The sequence below is a fragment of the Pseudomonas sp. HPB0071 genome (assembly GCF_000478505.2).
Taxonomy (GTDB): Bacteria; Pseudomonadota; Gammaproteobacteria; order Pseudomonadales; family Pseudomonadaceae; genus Chryseomonas; species Chryseomonas luteola.
This window is the reverse complement of sequence record NZ_KI517367.1, coordinates 394,802-415,869: the sequence shown is the minus strand read 5'-3', so window position 1 is coordinate 415,869 and position 21,068 is coordinate 394,802. Positions and strand designations below refer to the sequence as shown.

At 54.4% G+C, this 21,068-nt stretch carries 20 protein-coding genes and 3 tRNA genes; 22 read left to right on the top strand and 1 reads right to left on the bottom strand.

Annotation, left to right across the window (positions count from 1 at the left end; genetic code table 11):
* Positions 1 to 26: 26 nt before the first annotated feature.
* From csrA to HMPREF1487_RS02135, 7 genes are all read left to right on the top strand, one after another.
* Entirely contained in the window at positions 27 to 212 is a 186-nt protein-coding gene (gene csrA, locus HMPREF1487_RS02165) for a carbon storage regulator CsrA (protein WP_010794953.1), read from the top strand.
* 59 nt (positions 213 to 271) lie between these two features.
* Positions 272 to 362 (top strand) — tRNA-Ser (locus HMPREF1487_RS02160).
* A 108-nt stretch (positions 363 to 470) separates the two neighbouring features.
* Positions 471 to 547 (top strand) — tRNA-Arg (locus HMPREF1487_RS02155).
* Positions 548 to 615: 68 nt separating this feature from the next.
* Positions 616 to 692: transfer RNA gene (locus HMPREF1487_RS02150), tRNA-Arg, on the top strand.
* 82 nt (positions 693 to 774) lie between these two features.
* Entirely contained in the window at positions 775 to 1,212 is a 438-nt protein-coding gene (locus HMPREF1487_RS02145) for an acyl-CoA thioesterase (protein WP_010794952.1), read from the top strand.
* 17 nt (positions 1,213 to 1,229) lie between these two features.
* A complete protein-coding gene (locus HMPREF1487_RS02140; protein ID WP_010794951.1) occupies positions 1,230 to 2,195 on the top strand; it encodes a tRNA dihydrouridine synthase in 966 nt (321 codons plus the stop codon).
* Between the two features lie 128 nt (positions 2,196 to 2,323).
* Positions 2,324 to 2,794, top strand: a complete 471-nt coding sequence (locus tag HMPREF1487_RS02135; RefSeq protein ID WP_010794950.1) for an Hsp20 family protein — start codon at positions 2,324 to 2,326, stop codon at positions 2,792 to 2,794.
* A 56-nt stretch (positions 2,795 to 2,850) separates the two neighbouring features.
* On the opposite strand, the gene HMPREF1487_RS02130 is transcribed toward HMPREF1487_RS02135, so the two are convergent.
* Complete coding sequence (locus HMPREF1487_RS02130; RefSeq protein ID WP_010794949.1) at positions 2,851 to 3,723, bottom strand: LysR family transcriptional regulator; 873 nt, start codon at positions 3,721 to 3,723, stop codon at positions 2,851 to 2,853.
* A gap of 124 nt (positions 3,724 to 3,847) precedes the next feature.
* Here HMPREF1487_RS02130 and leuC point away from each other — a divergent pair, with 124 nt between their 5' ends.
* The 15 genes from leuC (at position 3,848) to HMPREF1487_RS02055 (ending at position 21,066) form a co-directional block, all read left to right on the top strand.
* Positions 3,848 to 5,272 carry a 3-isopropylmalate dehydratase large subunit gene (leuC, locus tag HMPREF1487_RS02125; RefSeq protein ID WP_010794948.1) on the top strand — a complete coding sequence of 475 codons (1,425 nt, stop codon included), beginning with the start codon at positions 3,848 to 3,850 and terminating at the stop codon, positions 5,270 to 5,272.
* A 10-nt stretch (positions 5,273 to 5,282) separates the two neighbouring features.
* Positions 5,283 to 5,927, top strand: a complete 645-nt coding sequence (gene leuD / locus HMPREF1487_RS02120) for a 3-isopropylmalate dehydratase small subunit (protein WP_010794947.1) — start codon at positions 5,283 to 5,285, stop codon at positions 5,925 to 5,927.
* A 10-nt stretch (positions 5,928 to 5,937) separates the two neighbouring features.
* Entirely contained in the window at positions 5,938 to 6,702 is a 765-nt protein-coding gene (locus tag HMPREF1487_RS02115) for a class I SAM-dependent methyltransferase (protein ID WP_010794946.1), read from the top strand.
* A gap of 54 nt (positions 6,703 to 6,756) precedes the next feature.
* Positions 6,757 to 7,839 (top strand): 3-isopropylmalate dehydrogenase, encoded by a 1,083-nt coding sequence (leuB, locus tag HMPREF1487_RS02110; protein ID WP_010794945.1) that lies wholly within the window; start codon positions 6,757 to 6,759, stop codon positions 7,837 to 7,839.
* A gap of 57 nt (positions 7,840 to 7,896) precedes the next feature.
* Positions 7,897 to 9,009, top strand: coding sequence for an aspartate-semialdehyde dehydrogenase (gene asd / locus HMPREF1487_RS02105; protein WP_010794944.1), 1,113 nt, complete (start codon positions 7,897 to 7,899; stop codon positions 9,007 to 9,009).
* A 110-nt stretch (positions 9,010 to 9,119) separates the two neighbouring features.
* Positions 9,120 to 10,130 (top strand): aspartate-semialdehyde dehydrogenase, encoded by a 1,011-nt coding sequence (locus HMPREF1487_RS02100; protein WP_010794943.1) that lies wholly within the window; start codon positions 9,120 to 9,122, stop codon positions 10,128 to 10,130.
* 132 nt (positions 10,131 to 10,262) lie between these two features.
* Complete coding sequence (locus tag HMPREF1487_RS02095) at positions 10,263 to 13,055, top strand: motility hub landmark protein FimV (protein ID WP_010794942.1); 2,793 nt, start codon at positions 10,263 to 10,265, stop codon at positions 13,053 to 13,055.
* Between the two features lie 2 nt (positions 13,056 to 13,057).
* The gene (gene truA, locus HMPREF1487_RS02090) at positions 13,058 to 13,915 is read left to right on the top strand and encodes a tRNA pseudouridine(38-40) synthase TruA (RefSeq protein WP_010794941.1); all 858 of its coding nucleotides are present in this window, start codon (positions 13,058 to 13,060) and stop codon (positions 13,913 to 13,915) included.
* Positions 13,916 to 13,970: 55 nt separating this feature from the next.
* Positions 13,971 to 14,591 (top strand): phosphoribosylanthranilate isomerase, encoded by a 621-nt coding sequence (locus HMPREF1487_RS02085; RefSeq protein ID WP_037029594.1) that lies wholly within the window; start codon positions 13,971 to 13,973, stop codon positions 14,589 to 14,591.
* Between the two features lie 276 nt (positions 14,592 to 14,867).
* Positions 14,868 to 15,737, top strand: coding sequence for an acetyl-CoA carboxylase, carboxyltransferase subunit beta (accD, locus tag HMPREF1487_RS02080; protein ID WP_010794939.1), 870 nt, complete (start codon positions 14,868 to 14,870; stop codon positions 15,735 to 15,737).
* Positions 15,737 to 17,023, top strand: a complete 1,287-nt coding sequence (gene folC / locus HMPREF1487_RS02075; protein ID WP_010794938.1) for a bifunctional tetrahydrofolate synthase/dihydrofolate synthase — start codon at positions 15,737 to 15,739, stop codon at positions 17,021 to 17,023. Before accD ends, folC begins: the two co-directional genes overlap by 1 nt.
* A gap of 3 nt (positions 17,024 to 17,026) precedes the next feature.
* A complete protein-coding gene (locus HMPREF1487_RS02070) occupies positions 17,027 to 17,689 on the top strand; it encodes an SPOR domain-containing protein (RefSeq protein ID WP_010794937.1) in 663 nt (220 codons plus the stop codon).
* Between the two features lie 55 nt (positions 17,690 to 17,744).
* Positions 17,745 to 18,284, top strand: a complete 540-nt coding sequence (locus tag HMPREF1487_RS02065) for a CvpA family protein (RefSeq protein ID WP_037030388.1) — start codon at positions 17,745 to 17,747, stop codon at positions 18,282 to 18,284.
* Between the two features lie 53 nt (positions 18,285 to 18,337).
* A complete protein-coding gene (gene purF / locus HMPREF1487_RS02060) occupies positions 18,338 to 19,843 on the top strand; it encodes an amidophosphoribosyltransferase (protein WP_010794935.1) in 1,506 nt (501 codons plus the stop codon).
* A gap of 11 nt (positions 19,844 to 19,854) precedes the next feature.
* Positions 19,855 to 21,066 (top strand): O-succinylhomoserine sulfhydrylase, encoded by a 1,212-nt coding sequence (locus HMPREF1487_RS02055; RefSeq protein WP_010794934.1) that lies wholly within the window; start codon positions 19,855 to 19,857, stop codon positions 21,064 to 21,066.
* Positions 21,067 to 21,068: the final 2 nt, after the last annotated feature.

The following is a 21,068-nucleotide window of genomic DNA, read 5'->3' as shown; positions in this document are numbered from 1 at the left end:
TGGTCCTGAACGAAAGGAGAAAAGGAATGCTTATTCTAACTCGACGGGTTGGAGAAACCCTTATGGTAGGTGATGAAGTGACCGTAACGGTCTTGGGAGTTAAGGGAAATCAGGTGCGCATTGGGGTGAATGCTCCTAAAGAAGTGGCGGTTCACCGTGAGGAAATCTACCAGCGAATTCAAAAGGAAAAGGACCAAGAACCTAACATCTGATTTTTATTTAACTTTTTGCTTGCATACGGGAAAAAATCGCGTATATTACGCCCCGTCGCGGTGAGGTGGCCGAGAGGCCGAAGGCGCTCCCCTGCTAAGGGAGTACACCTCAAAAGGGTGTCGAGGGTTCGAATCCCTCCCTCACCGCCATTTACGTTACAGGCTTCGGGAAAAGCGATTCAGAGTTCTATCCCTCTGATTCTATTAAGAAATTCGCTTGACTTAAAAAGATATGAGCCTATAATGTGCACCCTCAGCGCGCTCGTAGCTCAGCTGGATAGAGTACTCGGCTACGAACCGAGCGGTCAGAGGTTCGAATCCTCTCGAGCGCGCCATTTTGAAGGGTGTTTAAAAAACACCCGGTTTTACCAGTGGTGGTCTGGATATAAAAGCACCAAGTTGCGCGCTCGTAGCTCAGCTGGATAGAGTACTCGGCTACGAACCGAGCGGTCAGAGGTTCGAATCCTCTCGAGCGCGCCATACCCCAAAGGGCTTGCAGAAATGCAAGCCCTTTGTTTTTGTGCCCTGAAAAACTTACGCAGACATGTTCCGGCGAGGCTATATGAACTGGGAACTTGAAAATCCGTTCGTCATATCGTTGCAGGTATCAATGACTGACATCGATGCGCTTGGGCATGCCAATAATGCTGTTTACGTCGCCTGGCTAGAACAGTGTGCCTGGCAGCATTCAAGTAGCTTAGGACTTGGTGTTAACGAGTTTCACCGGTTGGACCGCGCCATGGCGGTAGTTCGGCACGAGATCGACTATCTCGCAAGTGCTTTCGACGGTGATCAGTTGCTGCTGGGAACATGGTTGACTGATTGGGACAGGCGGCTACGTATGACACGTCGTTTTCAACTGATGCGCCCGTCCGATGGTATGACCTTGCTGCGTGCAGTCACGACTTTCGTATGTATAGAGCTCTCTTCAGGTAAGCCGCGGCGTATGCCTGAGGCTTTCATTCAGGGTTACGGTCAGGCGCTGCCTGATTCGCTTTAAGTGTTCCAGAGGTCTATATGCAAATCGCTTTGGCGCCCATGGAGGGGCTGGTTGATGAGATTCTGCGTGATCTGCTAACGCAGGTAGGTGGCATCGACTGGTGTGTCACGGAGTTTATTCGCATTACCAACCGGCTATTGCCTCTAGCAACGTATGAAAAATACGCTCCGGAGTTGGCAAGCGGCTCGATGACGCGAGCGGGAGTACCCATGCGAGTTCAGTTCCTAGGATCGGACCCTGTCTGCCTGGCAGAGAATGCGGCGTACGCCTGTACGCTGGGTGCTCCGGTCATTGATCTGAATTTTGGTTGTCCTGCCAAGACTGTTAACAACTCCAAGGGCGGTGCCATCCTCCTTAACGAGCCAGAGCTGTTGCACTCGATTGTCTCGCATGTTCGTCGTGCCGTGCCTTCGTCTATCCCGGTGACAGCCAAGATGCGGTTGGGCTATGACAGCCCTGAAGGCGCGCTGGAGTGCGCTCAAGCGTTGGTTTCTGGCGGGGCGCAACAGTTGGTTGTGCATGCCCGCACCAAAAAAGATGGCTATAAACCGCCAGCTCACTGGGAGTGGATTGCCAGGGTTGCGGAAGTCGTCGACGTTCCTGTACTGGCTAACGGCGAGATCTGGACGCTGGAGGATTACTGGCGGTGCCGTGAGGTGTGCGGTATCGCGGAAGTTATGTTGGGGCGTGGATTGGTTTCCCGGCCTGACCTGGCGCGACAGATAGCGGCCAGCGTCAAGGGTGAGCATGTTGAGCCTATGCAGTGGGAAGAGCTGTTCGCGCTGCTACAGATTTTCTGGCTCAAAGCGCGCCAGAAGATGGCGCCACGCTATGCGCCGGGACGTTTCAAGCAGTGGTTGGGTATGCTTTCTCGTAATTATGAGGAGGCGCTGACGTTGTTTGGCGAAATACGCCGTGAGACAGAATGCGAGCGGATCGATACGCTGCTTGGCTTGCAGCCCTCAATTCCTTCGGTTGCATAGTCCAGTTCAGTTACCGTTCATCGGGTGTGCTACTTGAAAAAAGCGAGCGGGTTCCTATATCGAATCCTGCAGGGCGCCGAAGTCGGGCCTTGCGTTGAAACTTGCTGATGACTCAGGAGATTCCCTATATGAACACTGCATTCTCTCTTGCTCCCTTGTTCCGCCATTCCGTTGGATTTGACCGCTTCAATGACCTGTTCGAATCCGCGCTGCGCAACGAGTCGGGTAGCTCCTACCCACCCTATAACGTGGAAAAGCACGGCGACGATCGCTATCGCATCGTGATCGCGGCTGCCGGCCTTGCCGAAGACGACCTTGAGCTCGAAGTGGAGCGGGGCGTGTTGACCGTGAAGAGCGGCCGCCGTGAGAAGAGCGCCGACAGCGTGACCTACTTGCACCAGGGCATCGCCCAGCGTGCCTTCAAGCTGTCCTTCCGCCTGGCTGATCACATTGAGGTGAAGGGTGCGAGCTTGAAGAATGGCCTGCTCAACATCGATCTGGTACGTGAAGTACCGGAAGAGGCCAAGCCCAAACGCATCGCCATCAACGGTCAGTTGAGTGCCGATGAAAAGCCTGCGCTGGAAGGTCAGAGTGCCTAAGTACAGCGGCCATCAAACAATAGAAAAGGGGGCGCCATGTGCGGCCCCTTTTTTATTCATACATGCAAATCGTTCAATAGCTTCATAAAGGCCTTGGCTGCATTGGAATGCGTTCGTTCTGTGTGAACGATATAGCCCAGGCGACGTTTGAGGTGTATTCCCGGCAAGGGAAGTCTCACGACTTGGTCATCAAGCATTGTTCGCGGCAGGACACTCCAGGCAATGCCGATAGAGACCATCATTTTGATGGTCTCCAGATAGTTTGTGCTCATTGCAATATTGGGTGTGAGCTGCTGTGCCTCGAACAAGCCCCGCACGATGTGATGGGTAAAGGTATTTCCGCCTGGGAAAACGGCAGGGTGCGCAGCAACGTCAGCCAGGCTGATTTGCTCTGACATGGCCAGGGGGTGCTCAGGCGCTGCGACAAAATCGAGGGGGTCATCCCAGACAGGTGAGGCCTGGATAAGCGGTGATGCTTCTGGCGCCAAGGTGATAATGCCAAGCTCCACACGCCCCTGTAGCACTTCCTCATATGCCGCTTCTGAGTCAAGAAAGCGAATATCCAGAGAAACTTTTGGGTATAGGCGTGTAAAGTTCCTGAGTATCGGCGGTAGCCGATGTAATCCGATGTGATGACTAGTGGCTAAAATCAGTTTGCCGGCAATCTCGCCATTGAGATTGGCCAGTGCTCTTCGGGTGTCAGCCAAGGCGTCTTTTACCTGATAAGCCCTAGGTAAAAGTGCTCGACCTGATTCGGTCAGGCTGATTTCCCGCCCAATACGATCGAAGAGACGTGTTTCCAGTTGCTGTTCAAGGCTGGCAATTCGTTTGCTGACGGCAGGTTGTGTCAAATGCAGCCGTTCGCCTGCCTCGGAAAAACTTCCACTCTCAGCAACTGCTATAAACGCATTGAGGTTATTCAGATCCAAAAGATGGATTCCTAATGGTTATGAAGATCATGAAAATTATGAATTTGTTTTATGAGAGCATCAAGCGTTAGGATCACCTTACAAGCCCTAAGGGCATAGAAACACGCCGATGAGGACGTTAGTGATGGCTGGCAAGACCCTTTACGACAAGCTCTGGGATATGCACTTGGTCAAGCAGCGCGATGATGGTTCGGCACTGCTGTACATTGATCGTCATATCATTCATGAGGTGACCTCACCTCAGGCATTCGAAGGCCTGCGGTTGGCTGGGCGCAAGCCTTGGCGTCTAGGCGCCAATCTGGCAACGCCAGACCACAACGTGCCAACCACGCCGGATCGTAAGGAAGGTATTGCTTCCATCAAGGATGAGACGTCTCGCATTCAGGTTCGTACGCTCGACGAAAACTGCGATGACTTCGGTATTACTCAATTCAAGATGAATGACGTGCGCCAGGGCATCGTGCATGTCATAGGCCCAGAGCAGGGCGCCATCCTGCCCGGCATGACTGTGGTATGTGGTGACTCTCATACGTCCACCAACGGTGCGCTTGGGGCCTTGGCTCATGGTATCGGGACGTCCGAGGTTGAGCACGTACTTGCGACCCAGTGCCTGGTCGCGAAGAAAATGAAAAACATGTTGGTACGCGTCGAGGGTGAATTACCTTTCGGCGTAACCGCCAAAGACATCATTCTGGCTGTGATCGGCAAGATCGGTACGGCGGGAGGTAATGGGCACGCTATCGAGTTTGCGGGCAGTGCCATTCGCGCCTTGTCGATGGAAGGCCGAATGACAATCTGCAACATGTCAATTGAGGCGGGCGCACGCGTAGGCATGGTGGCGGTCGATCAGACCACAATCGATTACGTAAAAGGACGCCCTTTTGCCCCTGCGCCCGAGTATTGGGAGCAAGCCGTAGCAGTATGGCGCGGGCTGGTCTCTGATGAAGACGCTGTCTTTGATACCGTCGTCGAGTTGGACGCGACCAAGATCAAGCCTCAGGTTAGCTGGGGGACTTCCCCTGAAATGGTGGTTGCGGTAGATCAAGCCGTTCCTGATCCGGCCCAGGAGCGAGACGCCGTGAAGCGTGGCTCTATTGAGCGCGCATTGAAATACATGGGATTGCAGGCCAGTCAGCCTATTACTGATATCCGTCTGGATCGAGTGTTCATTGGCTCCTGTACCAACTCTCGCATTGAAGACCTTCGTGCCGCGGCGGCTGTCGCCAAAGGCCGTAAGGTGGCGAGTTCCATCAAGCAGGCGCTGGTGGTGCCTGGGTCTGGCCTGGTAAAGGCCCAGGCTGAAAAGGAAGGTCTGGATAAGGTCTTTATCGATGCAGGTTTCGAATGGCGTGAACCGGGCTGCTCGATGTGCCTGGCAATGAACGCGGATCGCCTTGAAAGCGGTGAGCACTGCGCATCCACATCCAACCGCAACTTCGAAGGGCGTCAGGGTGCCGGTGGTCGTACGCATCTGGTAAGTCCCGCCATGGCCGCTGCGGCAGCGATCGCAGGGCATTTTGTTGACGTTCGTGAATTCGGTCGCGTTTAAGGAGCATCTCATGCAGGCATTTACTCAGCATACAGGCGTGGTTGCTCCATTGGATCGCGCTAATGTCGATACGGATCAGATCATTCCAAAGCAGTTTCTTAAATCCATTAAGCGGACCGGCTTTGGCCCCAACCTGTTTGACGAGTGGCGTTATCTGGATGTAGGGCAACCTGGGCAGGACAATAGCCAGCGTCCACTCAATCCGGATTTCGTGCTTAATCAGTCCCGTTACCAGGGGGCCAGCATTCTTCTGGCGCGGGAAAATTTCGGATGTGGATCATCCCGTGAACACGCGCCTTGGGCGCTGGATGGATACGGCTTTCGCGCTGTGATTGCTCCAAGCTTTGCTGATATCTTTTTCAACAACAGTTTCAAGAACGGTTTATTACCAATCGTCCTGCCAGAACAGGAAGTGAGTGAACTCTTTGCTCAGGTTGAGTCGACAGAAGGGTATACCCTTGAAATCGATTTGGCCTCGCAGGTTGTGAAACGTCCTGATGGCAAAGCCATTCCCTTCGAAATCGACGCGTTCCGCAAGCACTGTTTGCTTAATGGGTTGGATGACATTGGTCTGACCCTGCAGGATGCGGATGCCGTCAGGGCATTCGAAAAGACATACCAACAGGCCAATCCCTGGTTGTTTCAAAACGCATGAGGTAGGCAACATGGCTGGTGATCACGAACAAATTGTCCAATCCCAATTCGGTACGATGGCTGAGTCGTACCTGGGGAGTAACGTCCATGCTCAAGGCTCTGAACTGCAGGAGATGCGGGAGCAGGTAGCCAAACGCGAGCAGGCAAAGGTTCTGGATCTAGGGTGTGGGGCCGGCCATGTCAGCTACAACATTGCGCCTGTGGCGGGCTCGGTGGTGGCATTGGATCTGTCAGAAGAGATGCTGGCCATCGTCAAGCGTACGGCCAATGAGCGCGGCATCGACAATATCAGTGTGCAACCCGGGATGGCTGAGCGTCTGCCGTTTGGGGATGCCAGCTTTGATTTCGTTCTTAGTCGGTATTCCGCGCATCATTGGCGTGACATCGGCTCAGCTCTGAGCGAGGTGCGGCGTGTGCTGCGTTTCAATGGTCAGGCTGCGTTTGTAGATGTCATCTCGCCTGCCAACCCCCGTCTTGATACCTATCTTCAGACCGTAGAAATCCTGCGTGATAACAGTCACGTCAGAGACTACTCCATGGCTGAGTGGCTCCAGATGCTGGGTGTTGCTCGTCTGGGAGTAACCCGCTGTGTTCGCCAGCGGCTGCGCTTGAACTTCCTGGAGTGGGCCGAGCGGATGAATACGCCTGAGCCCATGCGTCAGGCCATACGCACAGTACAAGGCCGGATTGGTCAGGAAGTCCGTCATTATTTTGAAATTGACAAGGACGGCTCCTTTACCGTCGATGTGATGGTCCTTTGGGCCCAGCCTATATGATCTGGGTGGTGCCCTTGCACCACCTCTACTTTTCCATGGATAAGTGAGATAACAATGAGCAAACAGATCCTCATTCTGCCAGGCGATGGCATTGGCCCTGAAATCATGGCTGAGGCTGTTAAGGTTCTGAATCGCGTCAACGACATGTTCGCATTGGATTTCGAGCTGACCGAAGATGTGATCGGCGGTGCAGCCATCGACAAGCATGGCGTTCCGTTGGCTGATGAGACGCTTGAAAAGGCTCAGGCAGCAGATGCTGTTCTGCTGGGTGCGGTGGGTGGTCCCAAGTGGGACAAGCTTGATCGTGCAATTCGTCCTGAAAAGGGTTTGCTCAAGATTCGTTCTGCGCTAGGTCTGTTTGCCAATCTGCGTCCGGCCATTCTCTATCCGCAATTGGCGGAGGCCTCTACCCTCAAGCCAGAAGTGGTGTCAGGTCTGGACATTCTGATCGTGCGCGAGCTGACCGGCGGGATCTACTTTGGTGGCCCTCGCGGTATCCGCACGCTCGATAACGGTGAGCGTGAGGGTTTTAATACGCTTCCCTACAGCGAAAGCGAAATTCGCCGGATCGCACGTGTCGGTTTTGAAATGGCTCGTGTCCGCGGCAGGAAACTCTGCTCGGTAGACAAGGCTAACGTCATGGAGTCCAGTCAGCTATGGCGAGAGGTTGTGGAAGAGGTCGCCAAGGATTATCCCGATGTCGAGCTGAGTCATATGTATGTCGATAATGCGGCCATGCAGTTGGTGCGCGCGCCCAAGCAGTTCGACGTGATGGTGACGGACAACATGTTTGGCGACATTCTGTCGGATGAGGCCTCAATGCTGACCGGTTCGATTGGCATGCTGCCTTCCGCTTCGCTGGATGCCAACAACAAAGGCATGTACGAGCCCTGTCATGGTTCGGCGCCGGATATCGCCGGACAGGGCATTGCCAACCCGTTGGCTACGATTCTTTCCGTTTCCATGATGCTTCGCTACAGCTTCAACCAATCAAAGGCCGCTGAGGCGATTGAGCAGGCGGTAAGCCGTGTTCTGGACCAGAACTTGCGTACAGGCGATATCTGGTCAGCGGGCTGTCAAAAAGTAGGTACTCGCGAAATGGGCGAGGCAGTAGTCGCGGCGCTCGCAAGTGAGTAATCTGTACGGCCGGCCGGAGCGCTTCCGGCCGCCACTTCCAAAAAAGGTGCAGTAGCAATGAAGCGTGTAGGTTTAATCGGATGGCGCGGTATGGTGGGATCCGTGCTCATGCAGCGTATGCTGGATGAACGTGATTTCGACTTGATCGAGCCGGTGTTCTTTACCACCTCCAATGTAGGGGGCGAAGGTCCTTCCATTGGAAAAGATATCGCTCCGCTGAAAGATGCCTACAGCATTGACGAACTCAAGGGCCTGGACGTCATCATCACGTGCCAGGGCGGCGATTACACCAGCGAAGTTTTCCCGAAGCTGCGGGAAGCCGGTTGGAACGGTTACTGGATTGACGCTGCGTCTACCTTGCGTATGCATGACGATGCCGTGATCGTTCTGGATCCCGTAAACCGTCGAGTGATCGACCAGGCGCTTAACGAGGGCACCAAGAACTACATCGGTGGCAATTGCACCGTTAGCCTGATGTTGATGTCTCTGGGCGGGCTGTTCGAGGCTGGCCTGGTTGAGTGGATGAGCGCAATGACCTATCAGGCAGCGTCAGGTGCCGGTGCTCAAAACATGCGTGAGCTGATTCGCCAAATGGGCGCGACACATGCAAGCGTTGCTGACGATCTGGCAGATCCTGCCAGTGCGATTCTGGATATTGATCGTAAGGTGGCGGAAACGCTACGGGGCGAGTCTTTCCCGGTAGAGCAGTTCGGTGTGCCGCTTGCAGGGAGCCTTATTCCCTGGATCGACAAGGAGCTGCCTAATGGACAGAGCCGAGAGGAATGGAAGGCGCAAGCGGAGACGAACAAGATCTTGGCCCGCTTCAAAAACCCGATTCCTGTCGATGGTATCTGTGTCCGCGTGGGCGCCATGCGTTGCCACAGCCAGGCATTGACCCTCAAACTTAACAAGGACGTGCCGATTTCCGATATCGAAGGTTTGATCAGTCAGCACAATCCATGGGTCAAGCTGGTGCCGAACCACCGTGAAGTCAGCATGCGTGAGCTGACCCCTGCTGCGGTAACAGGCACGCTTAACGTGCCGGTAGGTCGTCTGCGTAAGCTGAACATGGGCTCCCAATACCTGGGCGCATTCACTGTCGGCGATCAGTTGCTATGGGGAGCGGCTGAGCCGCTGCGCCGTATGCTGCGTATTTTGCTTGAGCGTTGAGGTATTACTCCTCATTCCGTTGAGATCATGCTTCTCCATGATTCACGGCAATTGAAAGTCTTAAAGGCGGCCGCTACAGTGCCGCCTTTTTTCATTCTGGGCCCCTGCACATGAACACATCCCTTTCGGTCGTTGTCGTTGGTGCAACAGGCAACGTTGGCGAAGCTATCGTGACATTGCTGGAGGAGCGTGATTTCCCGCTCGTCCACCTTTATTTGGTAGCGTCAGCTGACTCTGTTGGTCAGTCTATTGCCTTTCGCGGCAGAAACCTGCGCATAACGGCAGCTGATGACTTTGATTTTGGCAAGGCTCAACTGGCCTTTATGGCAGCTGATACGGTATCGGCCGGGACGTTGGCAGAAAAAGCGTTCGAGGCGGGATGTTCGGTTATTGACCTGACTGGCTCTTTGGATAGCTTACGTTCGCCGCGTGTGATGCCGGACGTCAGCAGCGAACTCATTGGCCAGCAGCAAAGGCCTTGTCTGCTGTCAGTGCCGAGTGCACCTGCCGCAGTACTCATTAGTACACTGGCTCCCATTTGCCATCAAAGTGCTATTGAGCAGGCAACTGTTACCGCTTGTCTCGCTGCCTCTAGTCGGGGTAGGGCCGGTGTTCGAGAGTTGGCGCGGCAAACAACCGAGCTGCTAAATGCGCGTCCACTGGAGCCAAAGGTATTTGGCAAGCAGTTGGCATTCAATGTGCTAGCACAGACCGGTGAACCACAGTCAGATGGCTATACTGCGATTGAGCATAGAGTCATGGGCGAGTGTAAAGAAGTGTTGGGCAACAGTCTCGGAACATTGGCGGTCAGTTGTATTCAAGTGCCAGTGTTCTTTGGCGATAGTCTTTCGGTAACCGTTAAAACACGTGATATTTTGGCTATAAAAGATCTGAATTTGGCCTATTCTAAGCATGAAGGCTTGGAATTGTTTGATGCAGAAGAATATCCAACGGTCGTGGATGATGCGATCGGACGTGATGAAATATTGATTGGGCGCGTCAGACATAATCCAGAAGATCCACATCTGATTGAAATGTGGATCGTTTCAGATAATGTTCGAAAGGCGGCTGCGCTTAATGCCGTGCAAACGGCTGAATTATTGATAAAACATTATCTGTAAAAGATACTGATTTAAGTTAGGGCAGACTTATCAGTAAATAATTGGCTAGGCGTACCGTTCAAACTGGCCGGTCATCTTGAACGGTACCTAGGTAAGCAAATCTGCTGCCGACAGAAATCATAAGGGAAAGCTATGGTTCGGGTTCGAAAATTAGTGCTAGCAATCGCGGCGGCATCCGCCTTTGCGTCAGGAGCGACGTATGGCCTTGGCCTCGGTGATATTCATCTGAATTCATCGCTGAATCAGCCATTCAATGCGGTCATTGACCTCAAGGATGTTCGCGACCTTTCAGCAGAAGAATTGCGCCCCGTTCTGGCTTCCCCTGAAGACTTCAGTAAAGCCGGCGTCGATAGAAACTATTTTCTGACCGATCTTAAATTTACGCCTGAAGTCCGAGCGGACGGGCGTAGTGTTATTCGTATTACGTCATCCAAGCCGGTACGTGAGCCCTACTTGAACTTCCTGCTGGAAGTGAGCTGGCCAAGCGGTCGCGTGCTTCGCGAGTACACCGTTCTACTGGACCCACCGCTTTACACGCCTCAAATGGCGGCAGCACCCGTAGCGCCTGTTACGGCGCCTGCACCATCAAGACCTGCGCGTCCAGCGGCAACCCCGGTACCTTCAGGTGCAGCGGGTGTGCCTGTCACCATGAATGGTGAGTACACGACCAGCCCGAAAGATACCCTGTGGGAAGTGGCAGACCGTACTCGTCCCAACGACAACGTCTCTGTACACCAGATGATGCTGGCTATCCAGGATCGTAACCCTAGTGCGTTTTTGAGCAATAACATCAATTTGATGAAGAGTGGGCAGGTTCTTCGTCTCCCCAATGATGAGCAGATCAGAGTGCGTTCCCAGCGCCAAGCATTGGAAGAAGTGGCTGCTCAGAACCGAGCCTGGCGTGGTGGTCTGCAGGCCGCTGATGCCGCCAACGTGCCAGGTTCGCCTCGACAACTTGATGCTACCAACAGGCAAGGCCCGGAGAGTGCACCGGGGGCGGCCGAGCAGCAGGACAATCTGCGCCTGCTTTCCGGTCAGCAGGGCAAATCAGCCTCTGGTAGCGACCAGGGAAATAGCGGTAATAACCAGGCGCTGGCAGACAAGCTGGCCGTAACGCAAGAAAGTCTGGATTCGACTCGTCGCGAAAACGAAGAACTCAAGAGTCGCATGAGCGATTTGCAAAGTCAGCTGGACAAGTTGCAAAAGCTGATGCAACTCAAGGATGCCCAGCTAGCTCAGCTGCAGGCTTCGGCTGCCAATCAGGGCGTTGCTCCAGAATCCCCTGAGGCGTCGGCTCCGGTAATCACTCCGCCGGCCACAACGCCAGAGGGTGAGCCTGCTCAACCTACGGCTGACCAAAGCGCGTCTGAACAGGCTGAAACAGCGCCTCCCGCTACGCCAGAGGATACGGCGCCCGATTCGGCCAGTGCTCCAGAAGTGCCGGCCGAAACACCTGCGGCGCCTTCGGCTACTACGCCTGCCATGCCCGCCACTGCAGCTCCGGCTCAGCCTGTTGAACCTGTTGCCGAAGAGCCCGCCAGTTTCCTTGATCAGATATTTGGAAACACCCTCTGGTTGGGTGTAATTGGTGGCAGTGCGCTGTTGGCGCTGCTGGTTCTTCTGATGGTCATCTCTCGCCGCAACGCCATGCGTGAAGCCGAGCGTGAGGCCGCCTTGGAAGAGGAGCAGTCCATTGGTGCCTATCGTGTCGATCCCGATATTCATGAAAGCAGTCTGGACGGCTTGGATATAAGTGACCTGTCCGAAAGCAATCTGGATAATCAGAACACCGATGCCAAGCAGCCGTCTGACGCGCTAGGTCAGGCTGATATCTATATGGCCTATGGGCGCTTCAATCAGGCTGCTGATGTTCTGCAGAAAGCCAGTGATGAGGAGCCGCATCGCGCTGACTTGCGTTTGAAACTCATGGAAGTGTATGCCGAGATGGGCGACCGTGAGGGCTTCATTCGCCAGGAAAATGAGTTGCGTGAAATTGGTGGATCCCAGCCGGAAGTCGAGCAGCTCAAGTCCCGTTACCCTGCCATGGCTGCCGCGGCGGCTGCAACAGTCTTGGGTGCGGCAGCGCTGGCTGCTGCGCACGAGGTCAGTGAGTCCGAGGAGCATCGCCTTGATGAGCCCGAGACTACTGAGAAGCTCGATGACGATTTCGATCTGAATTTCGATGACTTCAAGCTGGATGACACTGAAGAGCCAGCGGTGGTGCGCGAAGATACGAATACATTCGATTTTACCGCAGAAGAAACCACTGCTCAGACTGCCAAGGATGACGATTTTGACTTTGACTTCGATCTGTCGAGTGATTCGGAGCGTCCGGTAGCACCCGAGCATACGGCGTTAAATGACGAGTTCTCTCTGGATCTGGACGAGTCGGATCGCAACGCTGAGCCGATGGCCTTTAGCGAGCCTGCGGTTCATGCTCCTGAGGATGACTTCAGTCTCGATCTGCCAGATAATGAAACGAAGCCTTCGGACGTGAATGATCTGTCGGATGACTTCGATCTTTCCATTGACGAGCCAGGAGCAGAGCCAGAGCCTATTGCTGAGCGTGAAACGCCTGAAGCGGCTGACCCACAAGCACACAGCTTCGAAGCTGAGCTTCAGCGCGCCAATGCTGACCTGGAGCAGAGCAGTCCTGATCTGAGGGAAGAGACTGTAGCTGAGGAGCGCAAAGACGAAGCCAGTACTGACTTCGGCAGTTTTTCTGCAGAGAGTGGTTCAGGTCTTGATGACGATTTCGACTTCCTTTCGGGTGAAGATGAGACGGCAACCAAGCTTGATCTGGCTCGAGCCTATATCGATATGGGCGACGCGGATGGGGCTAGAGATATCCTTGATGAGATTCTGGCCGAAGGTAGTGATGCCCAGCGTAATGAGGCTCGCGAGATGTTGGCCCAATTGAGTTGAATATGACTGAAAGTGTTAACACAGCGGCAGCCGAGGAGGCTGCCGTTGGCGTTTCAAGAATAGCCCTTGGTGTAGAATACATGGGGGCTCGCTACCGCGGCTGGCAAAGGCAGCAGGCTGGCGTGATATCCGTGCAGGAAGCCCTTGAGAAAGCATTGAGCCGGGTGGCAGCTCAGCCTGTGACGGTTTCCTGCGCGGGTCGTACCGATGCGGCTGTGCATGCCAGCGGTCAGGTCGTGCATTTTGATACGGCGGTTGATCGTCCGCTTCATGCCTGGGTGCTAGGGGCAAATGCCAACCTGCCTAAGGATATTAGCGTAGCGTGGGCCAAGCCCATGCCTCATCATTTTAATGCGCGTTTTTCAGCCGTCGCGCGTCGATACCGCTACGTGATTTACAACGATCCTATTCGACCTGCTCATCTGGCCGAGCAAGTTACCTGGAATCACCGTCCGCTAGATGTTGAGCGAATGCGAAGTGCTGCGGCCCTTTTGGTTGGGACGCATGATTTTACATCGTTCCGTGCGCAACAGTGCCAGGCCAAATCTCCCATCAAGACTGTTCATCATCTGCATGTGCAGGTGTTCGGCTGCTTTATTGTGCTCGATATCAGGGCCAATGCTTTCTTGCACCATATGGTGCGGAACATAGCAGGCGTATTGATGACGATCGGCGCAGGCGAGCGGCCTGTCGAGTGGGCTGCCCAAGTGCTGGACGCCTGCGATCGTAAAGCGGGAGGCGTGACGGCGCATCCCTATGGGCTTTATCTGGTCAGGGTCGAATACCCTGAAGAGTTTGATTTGCCTAAGCGCTACCTGGGGCCGCATTTCCTGTCGGCTCTCCCTGATATGGCGAACTGACTAAGCCTCCGCCTTCTGATACCATCGTCTGATTTTTCAGTCCGGGTAAAAAGACGTGTCAGCGGTCCGTGTGAAAATCTGTGGAATCACATGCGTCGAGGATGCATTGGCCGCCGCTCATGCTGGCGCCGATGCTATCGGGCTCGTCTTTTATAGGAAAAGCCCTCGTTCCGTATCGATCCCCCAGGCCAAGCGCATCATTTCTGCTTTGCCTCCATTCGTGACAACGGTAGGGCTTTTCGTCGATGCGTCCCGCTGTGAGATTGACGAAACACTGGATGCCTTGCCGCTTGATCTGTTGCAGTTTCATGGTGAGGAGACGGCAGCCGATTGTGCGCGGTATCGTCGGCCCTACATGAAAGCGCTGCGTATGAAGCCGGGTGAAGACATTGCTGCTCGTTGTCAGGAATACGCTAGTGCAAATGCCATCTTGCTAGATACCTATGTTCAAGGTGTTCCCGGTGGAACAGGGCAGGCATTTGACTGGGCGCAAATACCGCAGGGATTATCCAGGCCTATCGTGCTGGCAGGTGGGCTTGGGATTGAAAATGTAGCCGATGCCATTGCCAGAGTGCGTCCTTACGCTGTTGATGTCAGCGGCGGGGTAGAGTCAACCAAGGGTATAAAGGATCACGAAAAGGTTCGTGCATTCGTTGATGCCGTACGGCGTGGTTAGGATTAAAAGGATCAACTGAGGCCATGTGACGGCAATTGAATTAAGACCGTCAACAGGCTAAGTCGGGCCCGAACCGTTTCGGGTCATCAATGATTTTTCTGCTTGATAATTACTAGCAGAGTTTAGGTTGGGCTAGCCCGTTAGGGTGGAGCCTGGTGGCGTTGAGTTGGACATGCTGTTCAATCTCCGTTCACCATCAATTCATAATTCGCTCAGGGATTGTGTGTCGAGCTCAGGACTTGATACATGCGAGCCCATGCAAGTGGAGAGTAATGCATGAGCAATTGGCTGGTAGATAAACTGATTCCTTCGATCATGCGTTCCGAAGTGAAACGCAGTTCTGTACCTGAAGGGCTGTGGCACAAGTGTCCTTCTTGCGAGTCGGTGCTTTACCGCCCGGAGCTGGAAAAGAATCTGGATGTCTGCATGAAGTGTGGTCATCACATGCGCATCAATGCTCGTCGTCGTCTGGACATCTTTTTGGATGCGGACGGGCGCGAGGAGCTTGGCGCTGAGCTGGAGCCTGTTGATCGCCTGAAATTTCGCGACAGCAAGAAATATAAGGATCGTCTGACGGCTGCTCAAAAGGAGACTGGCGAAAAAGATGCCCTGATTGCTATGAAGGGCTCGCTGATGGGTATGCCGGTGGCGGCCTGCGCATTTGAATTTTCGTTCATGGGCGGTTCCATGGGCGCGGTCGTGGGTGAGCGCTTTGTACGCGCCGCCAATGTAGCTCTGGAACAGCGTTGTCCGCTGGTCTGTTTTTCGGCGTCGGGTGGAGCTCGTATGCAGGAAGCGCTGATATCGCTGATGCAGATGGCCAAGACATCTGCAGTATTGGCGCGCTTGCGTGAAGAGGGGATTCCTTTTATCTCCGTCTTGACAGACCCTGTATATGGTGGTGTTTCGGCAAGTCTTGCCATGTTGGGTGATGTGATTGTTGCTGAGCCCAAGGCACTTATCGGATTTGCAGGCCCTCGCGTCATTGAACAGACTGTGCGTGAAAAGCTTCCGGAAGGTTTCCAGCGCAGTGAGTTCCTGCTTGAGCATGGTGCGGTGGATATCATTGTGCCGCGCGCTGAGCTGCGCAGTCGTCTCTCCAAGTTACTGGCTACCCTGCAGAACGTTCCTAGCCCGGCGGCCTGATGAACAACAAGTCCCTGGCCGATTGGCTGAGTTACCTCGAACAACTGCATCCCACTGCCATTGACATGGGCTTGGACCGCTCGCGCAAGGTGGCTCAGGCACTTGCGCTGGGGCATCTGGCGCCTCGAGTCGTTACGGTTACAGGAACAAACGGCAAGGGATCGACATGTGCGTTCCTGGCTCGACTGTTACGTGCCTCGGGGTTGCGTGTCGGGGTTTACAGTTCGCCGCATCTGTTGCGCTATAACGAGCGTGTCTCCATTGATGGGCAGGACGTAGACGATCAGACGTTATGTGAGGCATTTGCTGCCGTTGAGGCGGCACGTCAAGACACTTCGCTAACGTATTTTGAAATGGGCACGCTTGCTGCCTTCTGGCTGTTCGCGCGTGCGGAGCTCGATGCGGTCATTCTCGAGGTTGGGCTTGGCGGTCGCCTGGACGCAGTTAATCTGGTCGACGCTGACTTGGCCCTTGTCACCAGCATTGGGTTGGATCACGCCGAATGGCTCGGTAACACGCGAGAAAGCGTTGCGTTTGAAAAGGCGGGTATTTTTCGTTCGGGAAAACCTGCCCTCTGTGGCGACCTTGATCCGCCTGTTCCACTGCTGGAGCAGGCGGAGCGTCTGAATGCTCCGCTGTTTTGCCGGGGTAAAGACTTTGATCTTCTTATGGAGTCCCATAGTTGGTTTTGGAAGGGCGTAGCCGCTGATGGCGAGGTGTTGACGTTGCCCGGCATCCCTTTCCTTGATCTTCCTATGGAAAACGCTGCGCTGGCTTTGCAGGCGTATGCGTTGCTAGATATCGAGTGGGTGCCTGAAAAGATAGTCCAGGCTCTTGTGGACACAGCCGTAGTAGGGCGGCTGGATCGCCGTCAGGTAAGTATCGATAACAAGCAAATTCACTTGCTTCTGGATGTGGGGCATAACCCCCACGCAGCAGAGTATTTGGCTCGGCGATTATCTGTACGCAAACCCAGCGGGCGTCGCCTGGCTGTATTTGGCCTGCTTTCTGACAAGGATTTGCACGGCGTTATTACACCACTGCTTGCAGTGATCGGCGAATGGTTTGTGGCTGAGCTGCCAACGCCTCGGAGCCGTTCTGCGCAAGAGCTACATGCTGCGTTGCGCAATCAGGGGCAGGCCGTGCATTGTCACGACACTATAAGAAATGCATTAAGTGCAGCGGCTGAAATGGCTACGGAAGACGATGAAATCATCGTATTGGGTTCTTTCTACAGCGTGGCAGAGGCGCTAGGCTGGTTGCATAGCCAAGCACAAGGGGAATAAAAAATGGATCGAGTGCTCAAGCAGCGTATCGTTGGTGCCTTGGTGCTGGTTGCCCTGGCCATTGTATTCATACCAATGCTTTTTACTCGTCAGGATGAGACCCGCCAGGTGGTTGTAGAGCCGGCACCTCGACCCCAGGCCCCTGCAATGCCTGAAGTAGCTGTAAAGCCGGTAGAGACGCCAGAGGTGATACCGGACAAGCCTGAAAATGCAGCTTCGTTACCCAGTGCGCCAATTGCATCCGTGCCGGAGATTTCCAATGCTGATGCGCCAGTTGCTCAATCTTCACAACCCACTGCTCCTGCCTCTCAGACCAGCGCACCTGCTGTAGCGCAGGCGCCCCAGGCCAAGGCTGCACCAGCGGCGCCTCCGTCTACGCAGCCAGCGCCCGCCGCTCAGCAGGAGAAGCGGCTGGACAACAATGATCTGCCTGTAAGCTGGTCCGTGCAATTAGCCAGCCTGTCTAACAAGGCTCGTGCAAGTGAGCTGCAAAACACGCTGCGCAGTCAGGGTTACAATGCGTATGTACGCAGTGTGGATGGGATGAATCGCGTGTTTGTAGGTCCTGTCGTTGACCGAGGGGAGGCAGACCGCTTACGCGACCAGTTAAGCCGTCAGCAAAAGGTAAATGGCTTTGTAGTGCGTTTCCAGCCGGAACGCGGTTAACCAAATCGAAAGGCTCTGCTAATATGCAGGGCCTTTTTTAGTTGTGGGTCTCACCGTGGGCTTCACCTGGGCGGATTGGGCGATCATTGGCGTTATCGCTATTTCCAGTTTGATTAGCTTGAAGCGTGGCTTTGTAAAGGAAGCGCTTTCATTGCTGACATGGATAGTGGCAGGTGCTGTAGCATGGCTGTTCGGCGGTGCGCTGTCTCAATACTTCAACGACTATATCCAGATTCCTTCAGGGCGTATCATTGCTGCATGCGCGCTGCTATTCATTGCTACGTTGATGGTCGGTGCTCTGGTCAATTTCCTGTTGGGAGAGCTGATTCGGGTCACCGGGCTTTCAGGTACTGACCGTTTTCTCGGAATGGCTTTCGGGGCCGCACGTGGCGGCTTGTTGATCGTGGTACTGGTAGGGCTGCTGAGCCTGGCTCCAGTACAGCAGGATCCCTGGTGGAAGCAATCCGTATTGCTTCCCCATTTTCTTTTGGTGGCTGACTGGTCCAAGAACTTCATGTTGGGGTTTGCAGGGAACTGGATGACTCAGGCAGCCGTGCCGCACACGCTTAATGAGCTGGGTGGTATTGCCAAGTAAACGATGCGTTCACGCATCCAATCGAACTAGTCTTAACAGTGGGGTTCCGTCACATGTGTGGCATCGTTGGCATTGTGGGCAAATCAAACGTCAACCAGGCGTTGTATGACGCGCTCACCGTCCTACAACATCGTGGTCAGGATGCAGCTGGCATAGTGACCAGCCTGGACGGAAAGCTCTATCTGCGTAAGGACAACGGGCTGGTTCGGGATGTGTTTCAACAGCGACATATGCAGCGTCTAGTTGGCAACATCGGTATCGGCCACGTCCGTTATCCCACTGCCGGCAGTTCATCCTCTGCTGAGGCCCAGCCGTTTTACGTCAATTCGCCCTACGGTATTACACTGGCGCATAATGGCAACCTGACCAATGTGGCTCAGCTCTCTCAAGAGATCTATGAGTCGGATTTGCGTCACGTAAACACCAATTCCGACTCGGAAGTGCTGCTCAATGTTTTTGCACATGAGCTGGCAGTGCGTAACAAGCTGCAACCCACTGAAGATGATGTATTTGCTGCCGTCTCTGGCGTACATGAGCGGTGCCGGGGAGGGTATGCCGTTATCGCCATGATAACCGGGTATGGCATGGTAGGTTTCCGGGACCCCCATGCCATTCGGCCAATCGTGTTTGGGCAGCGTCATACCGAAAAAGGCGTCGAGTACATGATCGCCTCGGAAAGCGTATCGCTGAATGTACTGGGGTTCACCCTCATTCGTGACCTGGCTCCTGGCGAGGCGGTTTACATTACTGAAGACGGTCGCTTGTTCACGCGCCAGTGCGCGGCAAATCCCAAATATGCGCCGTGCATTTTCGAGCATGTTTACCTGGCTCGTCCGGACTCCATTATCGATGGTATTTCTGTGTACAAGGCACGGTTGCGCATGGGTGAAAAACTGGCTGAGAAGATTCAGCGGGAACGCCCTGATCATGATATCGATGTAGTTATTCCCATTCCGGATACAAGCCGCACTGCAGCACTGGAGCTGGCGAATCACCTGGGCGTCAAATTTCGTGAAGGCTTCGTCAAGAATCGCTATATCGGCCGCACGTTTATCATGCCGGGGCAGGCTGCGCGCAAGAAGTCGGTTCGCCAGAAGCTGAACGCCATTGAGCTGGAGTTTCGAGGCAAGAATGTCATGCTGGTTGATGACTCCATCGTTCGGGGTACTACTTGCAAGCAGATTATTCAGATGGCCCGTGAAGCTGGCGCAAAGAATGTATATTTCTGTTCAGCGGCGCCTGCGGTGCGGTATCCCAATGTTTATGGTATCGATATGCCCAGCGTCCATGAGCTGATCGCACACGGTCGCTCTACAGAAGATGTTGCGCGCCTGATCGGTACGGATTGGCTCATCTATCAGGATCTCAATGATCTGGTCGATGCCGTTCGTGGTGGCAATCCAAGTATCGAAAACTTCGACTGCGCAGTGTTTGATGGTCAGTACATTACAGGCGATGTCGATGAGGCATACCTGCTCAATATCGAGCAGGCCCGTAATGATGCCGCTAAAACCACGTCACATGCGGTGCATGCCATCATCGACCTGTACAACGACTGAGGAGCTTTTGCATGAGTCATGACTGGGACGCCGGGCGGCTTGATAGCGACCTGGACGGTGTAGGTTTCGATACCCTTGCCGTTCGCGCAGGCTACAACCGCTCGCCTGAGGGTGAGCATGGTGAGGCGCTGTTTTTGACATCGAGTTATGTCTTCCGAAGTGCAGCCGATGCGGCCAAACGTTTCGCTGGCGAAGTACCGGGTAACGTTTACTCGCGTTACACCAACCCTACGGTACGGACCTTTGAAACGCGAATTGCAGCGCTTGAAGGGGCAGAGCAGGCAGTGGCTACCGCTTCCGGTATGTCGGCCATTCTGGCGTTGGTGATGAGTCTGTGCAGTGCAGGTGATCACGTGCTGGTCTCGCGCAGCGTGTTTGGCTCCACCATCAGCCTGTTCGAGAAGTACCTCAAGCGTTTTGGTGTTGAGGTGGATTATCCGCCGTTATCAGATATCGAGGCATGGCGTGGTGCCTGCAAGCCGAACACTAGGCTTTTCTTTGTCGAGTCACCTTCTAACCCGCTTGCCGAGTTGGTCGACATCGCAGCGCTCGCTGAAGTAGCCCATGCCCAGGGTGCACTATTAGCGGTCGATAACTGTTTCTGTACGCCCGTACTGCAGCAGCCGTTGGCGTTGGGCGCTGATATCGTGGTGCATTCAGCAACCAAGTATATCGACGGACAGGGTCGTAGCATGGGGGGGGTGGTCGCAGGACGTGCCGAGCACATGAAGGAGCTGGTGGGCTTTTTGCGTACAGCAGGCCCCACGCTGAGTCCTTTCAATGCATGGCTGTTCCTCAAGGGACTTGAAACGCTGAAGATTCGCATGCAGGCGCACAGTCAGTCAGCACTGCAGCTGGCGCGCTGGTTGGAAGCGCAGCCCGGTATTGAGCGAGTGTTTTACGCTGGCCTGGAAAGTCATCCACAGCATGAGCTCGCCAAGCGCCAGCAAAGCGGCTTTGGTGCCGTGGTCAGCTTCGAGGTAGCAGGTGGCAAAGAGGCCGCATGGCGTGTCATTGATGCTACGCGCATAATCTCCATAACCACTAACTTGGGCGACACCAAAACGACCATTGCTCATCCTGCTACCACGTCGCATGGTCGTTTATCACCAGCTGAGCGGGCCAATGCGGGTATCAGCGACAGCTTGATTCGCATTGCCGTTGGGCTGGAAGACATTGAGGATATCAAGACCGATTTGGCTCGAGGTATAGCAGCGTTGTGAAT

Coding starts and splice junctions, on each gene's coding strand:
- HMPREF1487_RS02095 (WP_010794942.1), top strand. CDS start 10,263: ATGGTTCGGGTTCGAAAATTAGTGCTAGCAATCGCGGCGGCATCCGCC.
- HMPREF1487_RS02140 (WP_010794951.1), top strand. CDS start 1,230: ATGCAAATCGCTTTGGCGCCCATGGAGGGGCTGGTTGATGAGATTCTG.
- accD (WP_010794939.1), top strand. CDS start 14,868: ATGAGCAATTGGCTGGTAGATAAACTGATTCCTTCGATCATGCGTTCC.
- HMPREF1487_RS02100 (WP_010794943.1), top strand. CDS start 9,120: ATGAACACATCCCTTTCGGTCGTTGTCGTTGGTGCAACAGGCAACGTT.
- leuB (WP_010794945.1), top strand. CDS start 6,757: ATGAGCAAACAGATCCTCATTCTGCCAGGCGATGGCATTGGCCCTGAA.
- truA (WP_010794941.1), top strand. CDS start 13,058: ATGACTGAAAGTGTTAACACAGCGGCAGCCGAGGAGGCTGCCGTTGGC.
- HMPREF1487_RS02055 (WP_010794934.1), top strand. CDS start 19,855: ATGAGTCATGACTGGGACGCCGGGCGGCTTGATAGCGACCTGGACGGT.
- purF (WP_010794935.1), top strand. CDS start 18,338: ATGTGTGGCATCGTTGGCATTGTGGGCAAATCAAACGTCAACCAGGCG.
- csrA (WP_010794953.1), top strand. CDS start 27: ATGCTTATTCTAACTCGACGGGTTGGAGAAACCCTTATGGTAGGTGAT.
- folC (WP_010794938.1), top strand. CDS start 15,737: ATGAACAACAAGTCCCTGGCCGATTGGCTGAGTTACCTCGAACAACTG.
- HMPREF1487_RS02145 (WP_010794952.1), top strand. CDS start 775: ATGAACTGGGAACTTGAAAATCCGTTCGTCATATCGTTGCAGGTATCA.
- leuC (WP_010794948.1), top strand. CDS start 3,848: ATGGCTGGCAAGACCCTTTACGACAAGCTCTGGGATATGCACTTGGTC.
- HMPREF1487_RS02135 (WP_010794950.1), top strand. CDS start 2,324: ATGAACACTGCATTCTCTCTTGCTCCCTTGTTCCGCCATTCCGTTGGA.
- HMPREF1487_RS02115 (WP_010794946.1), top strand. CDS start 5,938: ATGGCTGGTGATCACGAACAAATTGTCCAATCCCAATTCGGTACGATG.
- leuD (WP_010794947.1), top strand. CDS start 5,283: ATGCAGGCATTTACTCAGCATACAGGCGTGGTTGCTCCATTGGATCGC.
- asd (WP_010794944.1), top strand. CDS start 7,897: ATGAAGCGTGTAGGTTTAATCGGATGGCGCGGTATGGTGGGATCCGTG.
- HMPREF1487_RS02070 (WP_010794937.1), top strand. CDS start 17,027: ATGGATCGAGTGCTCAAGCAGCGTATCGTTGGTGCCTTGGTGCTGGTT.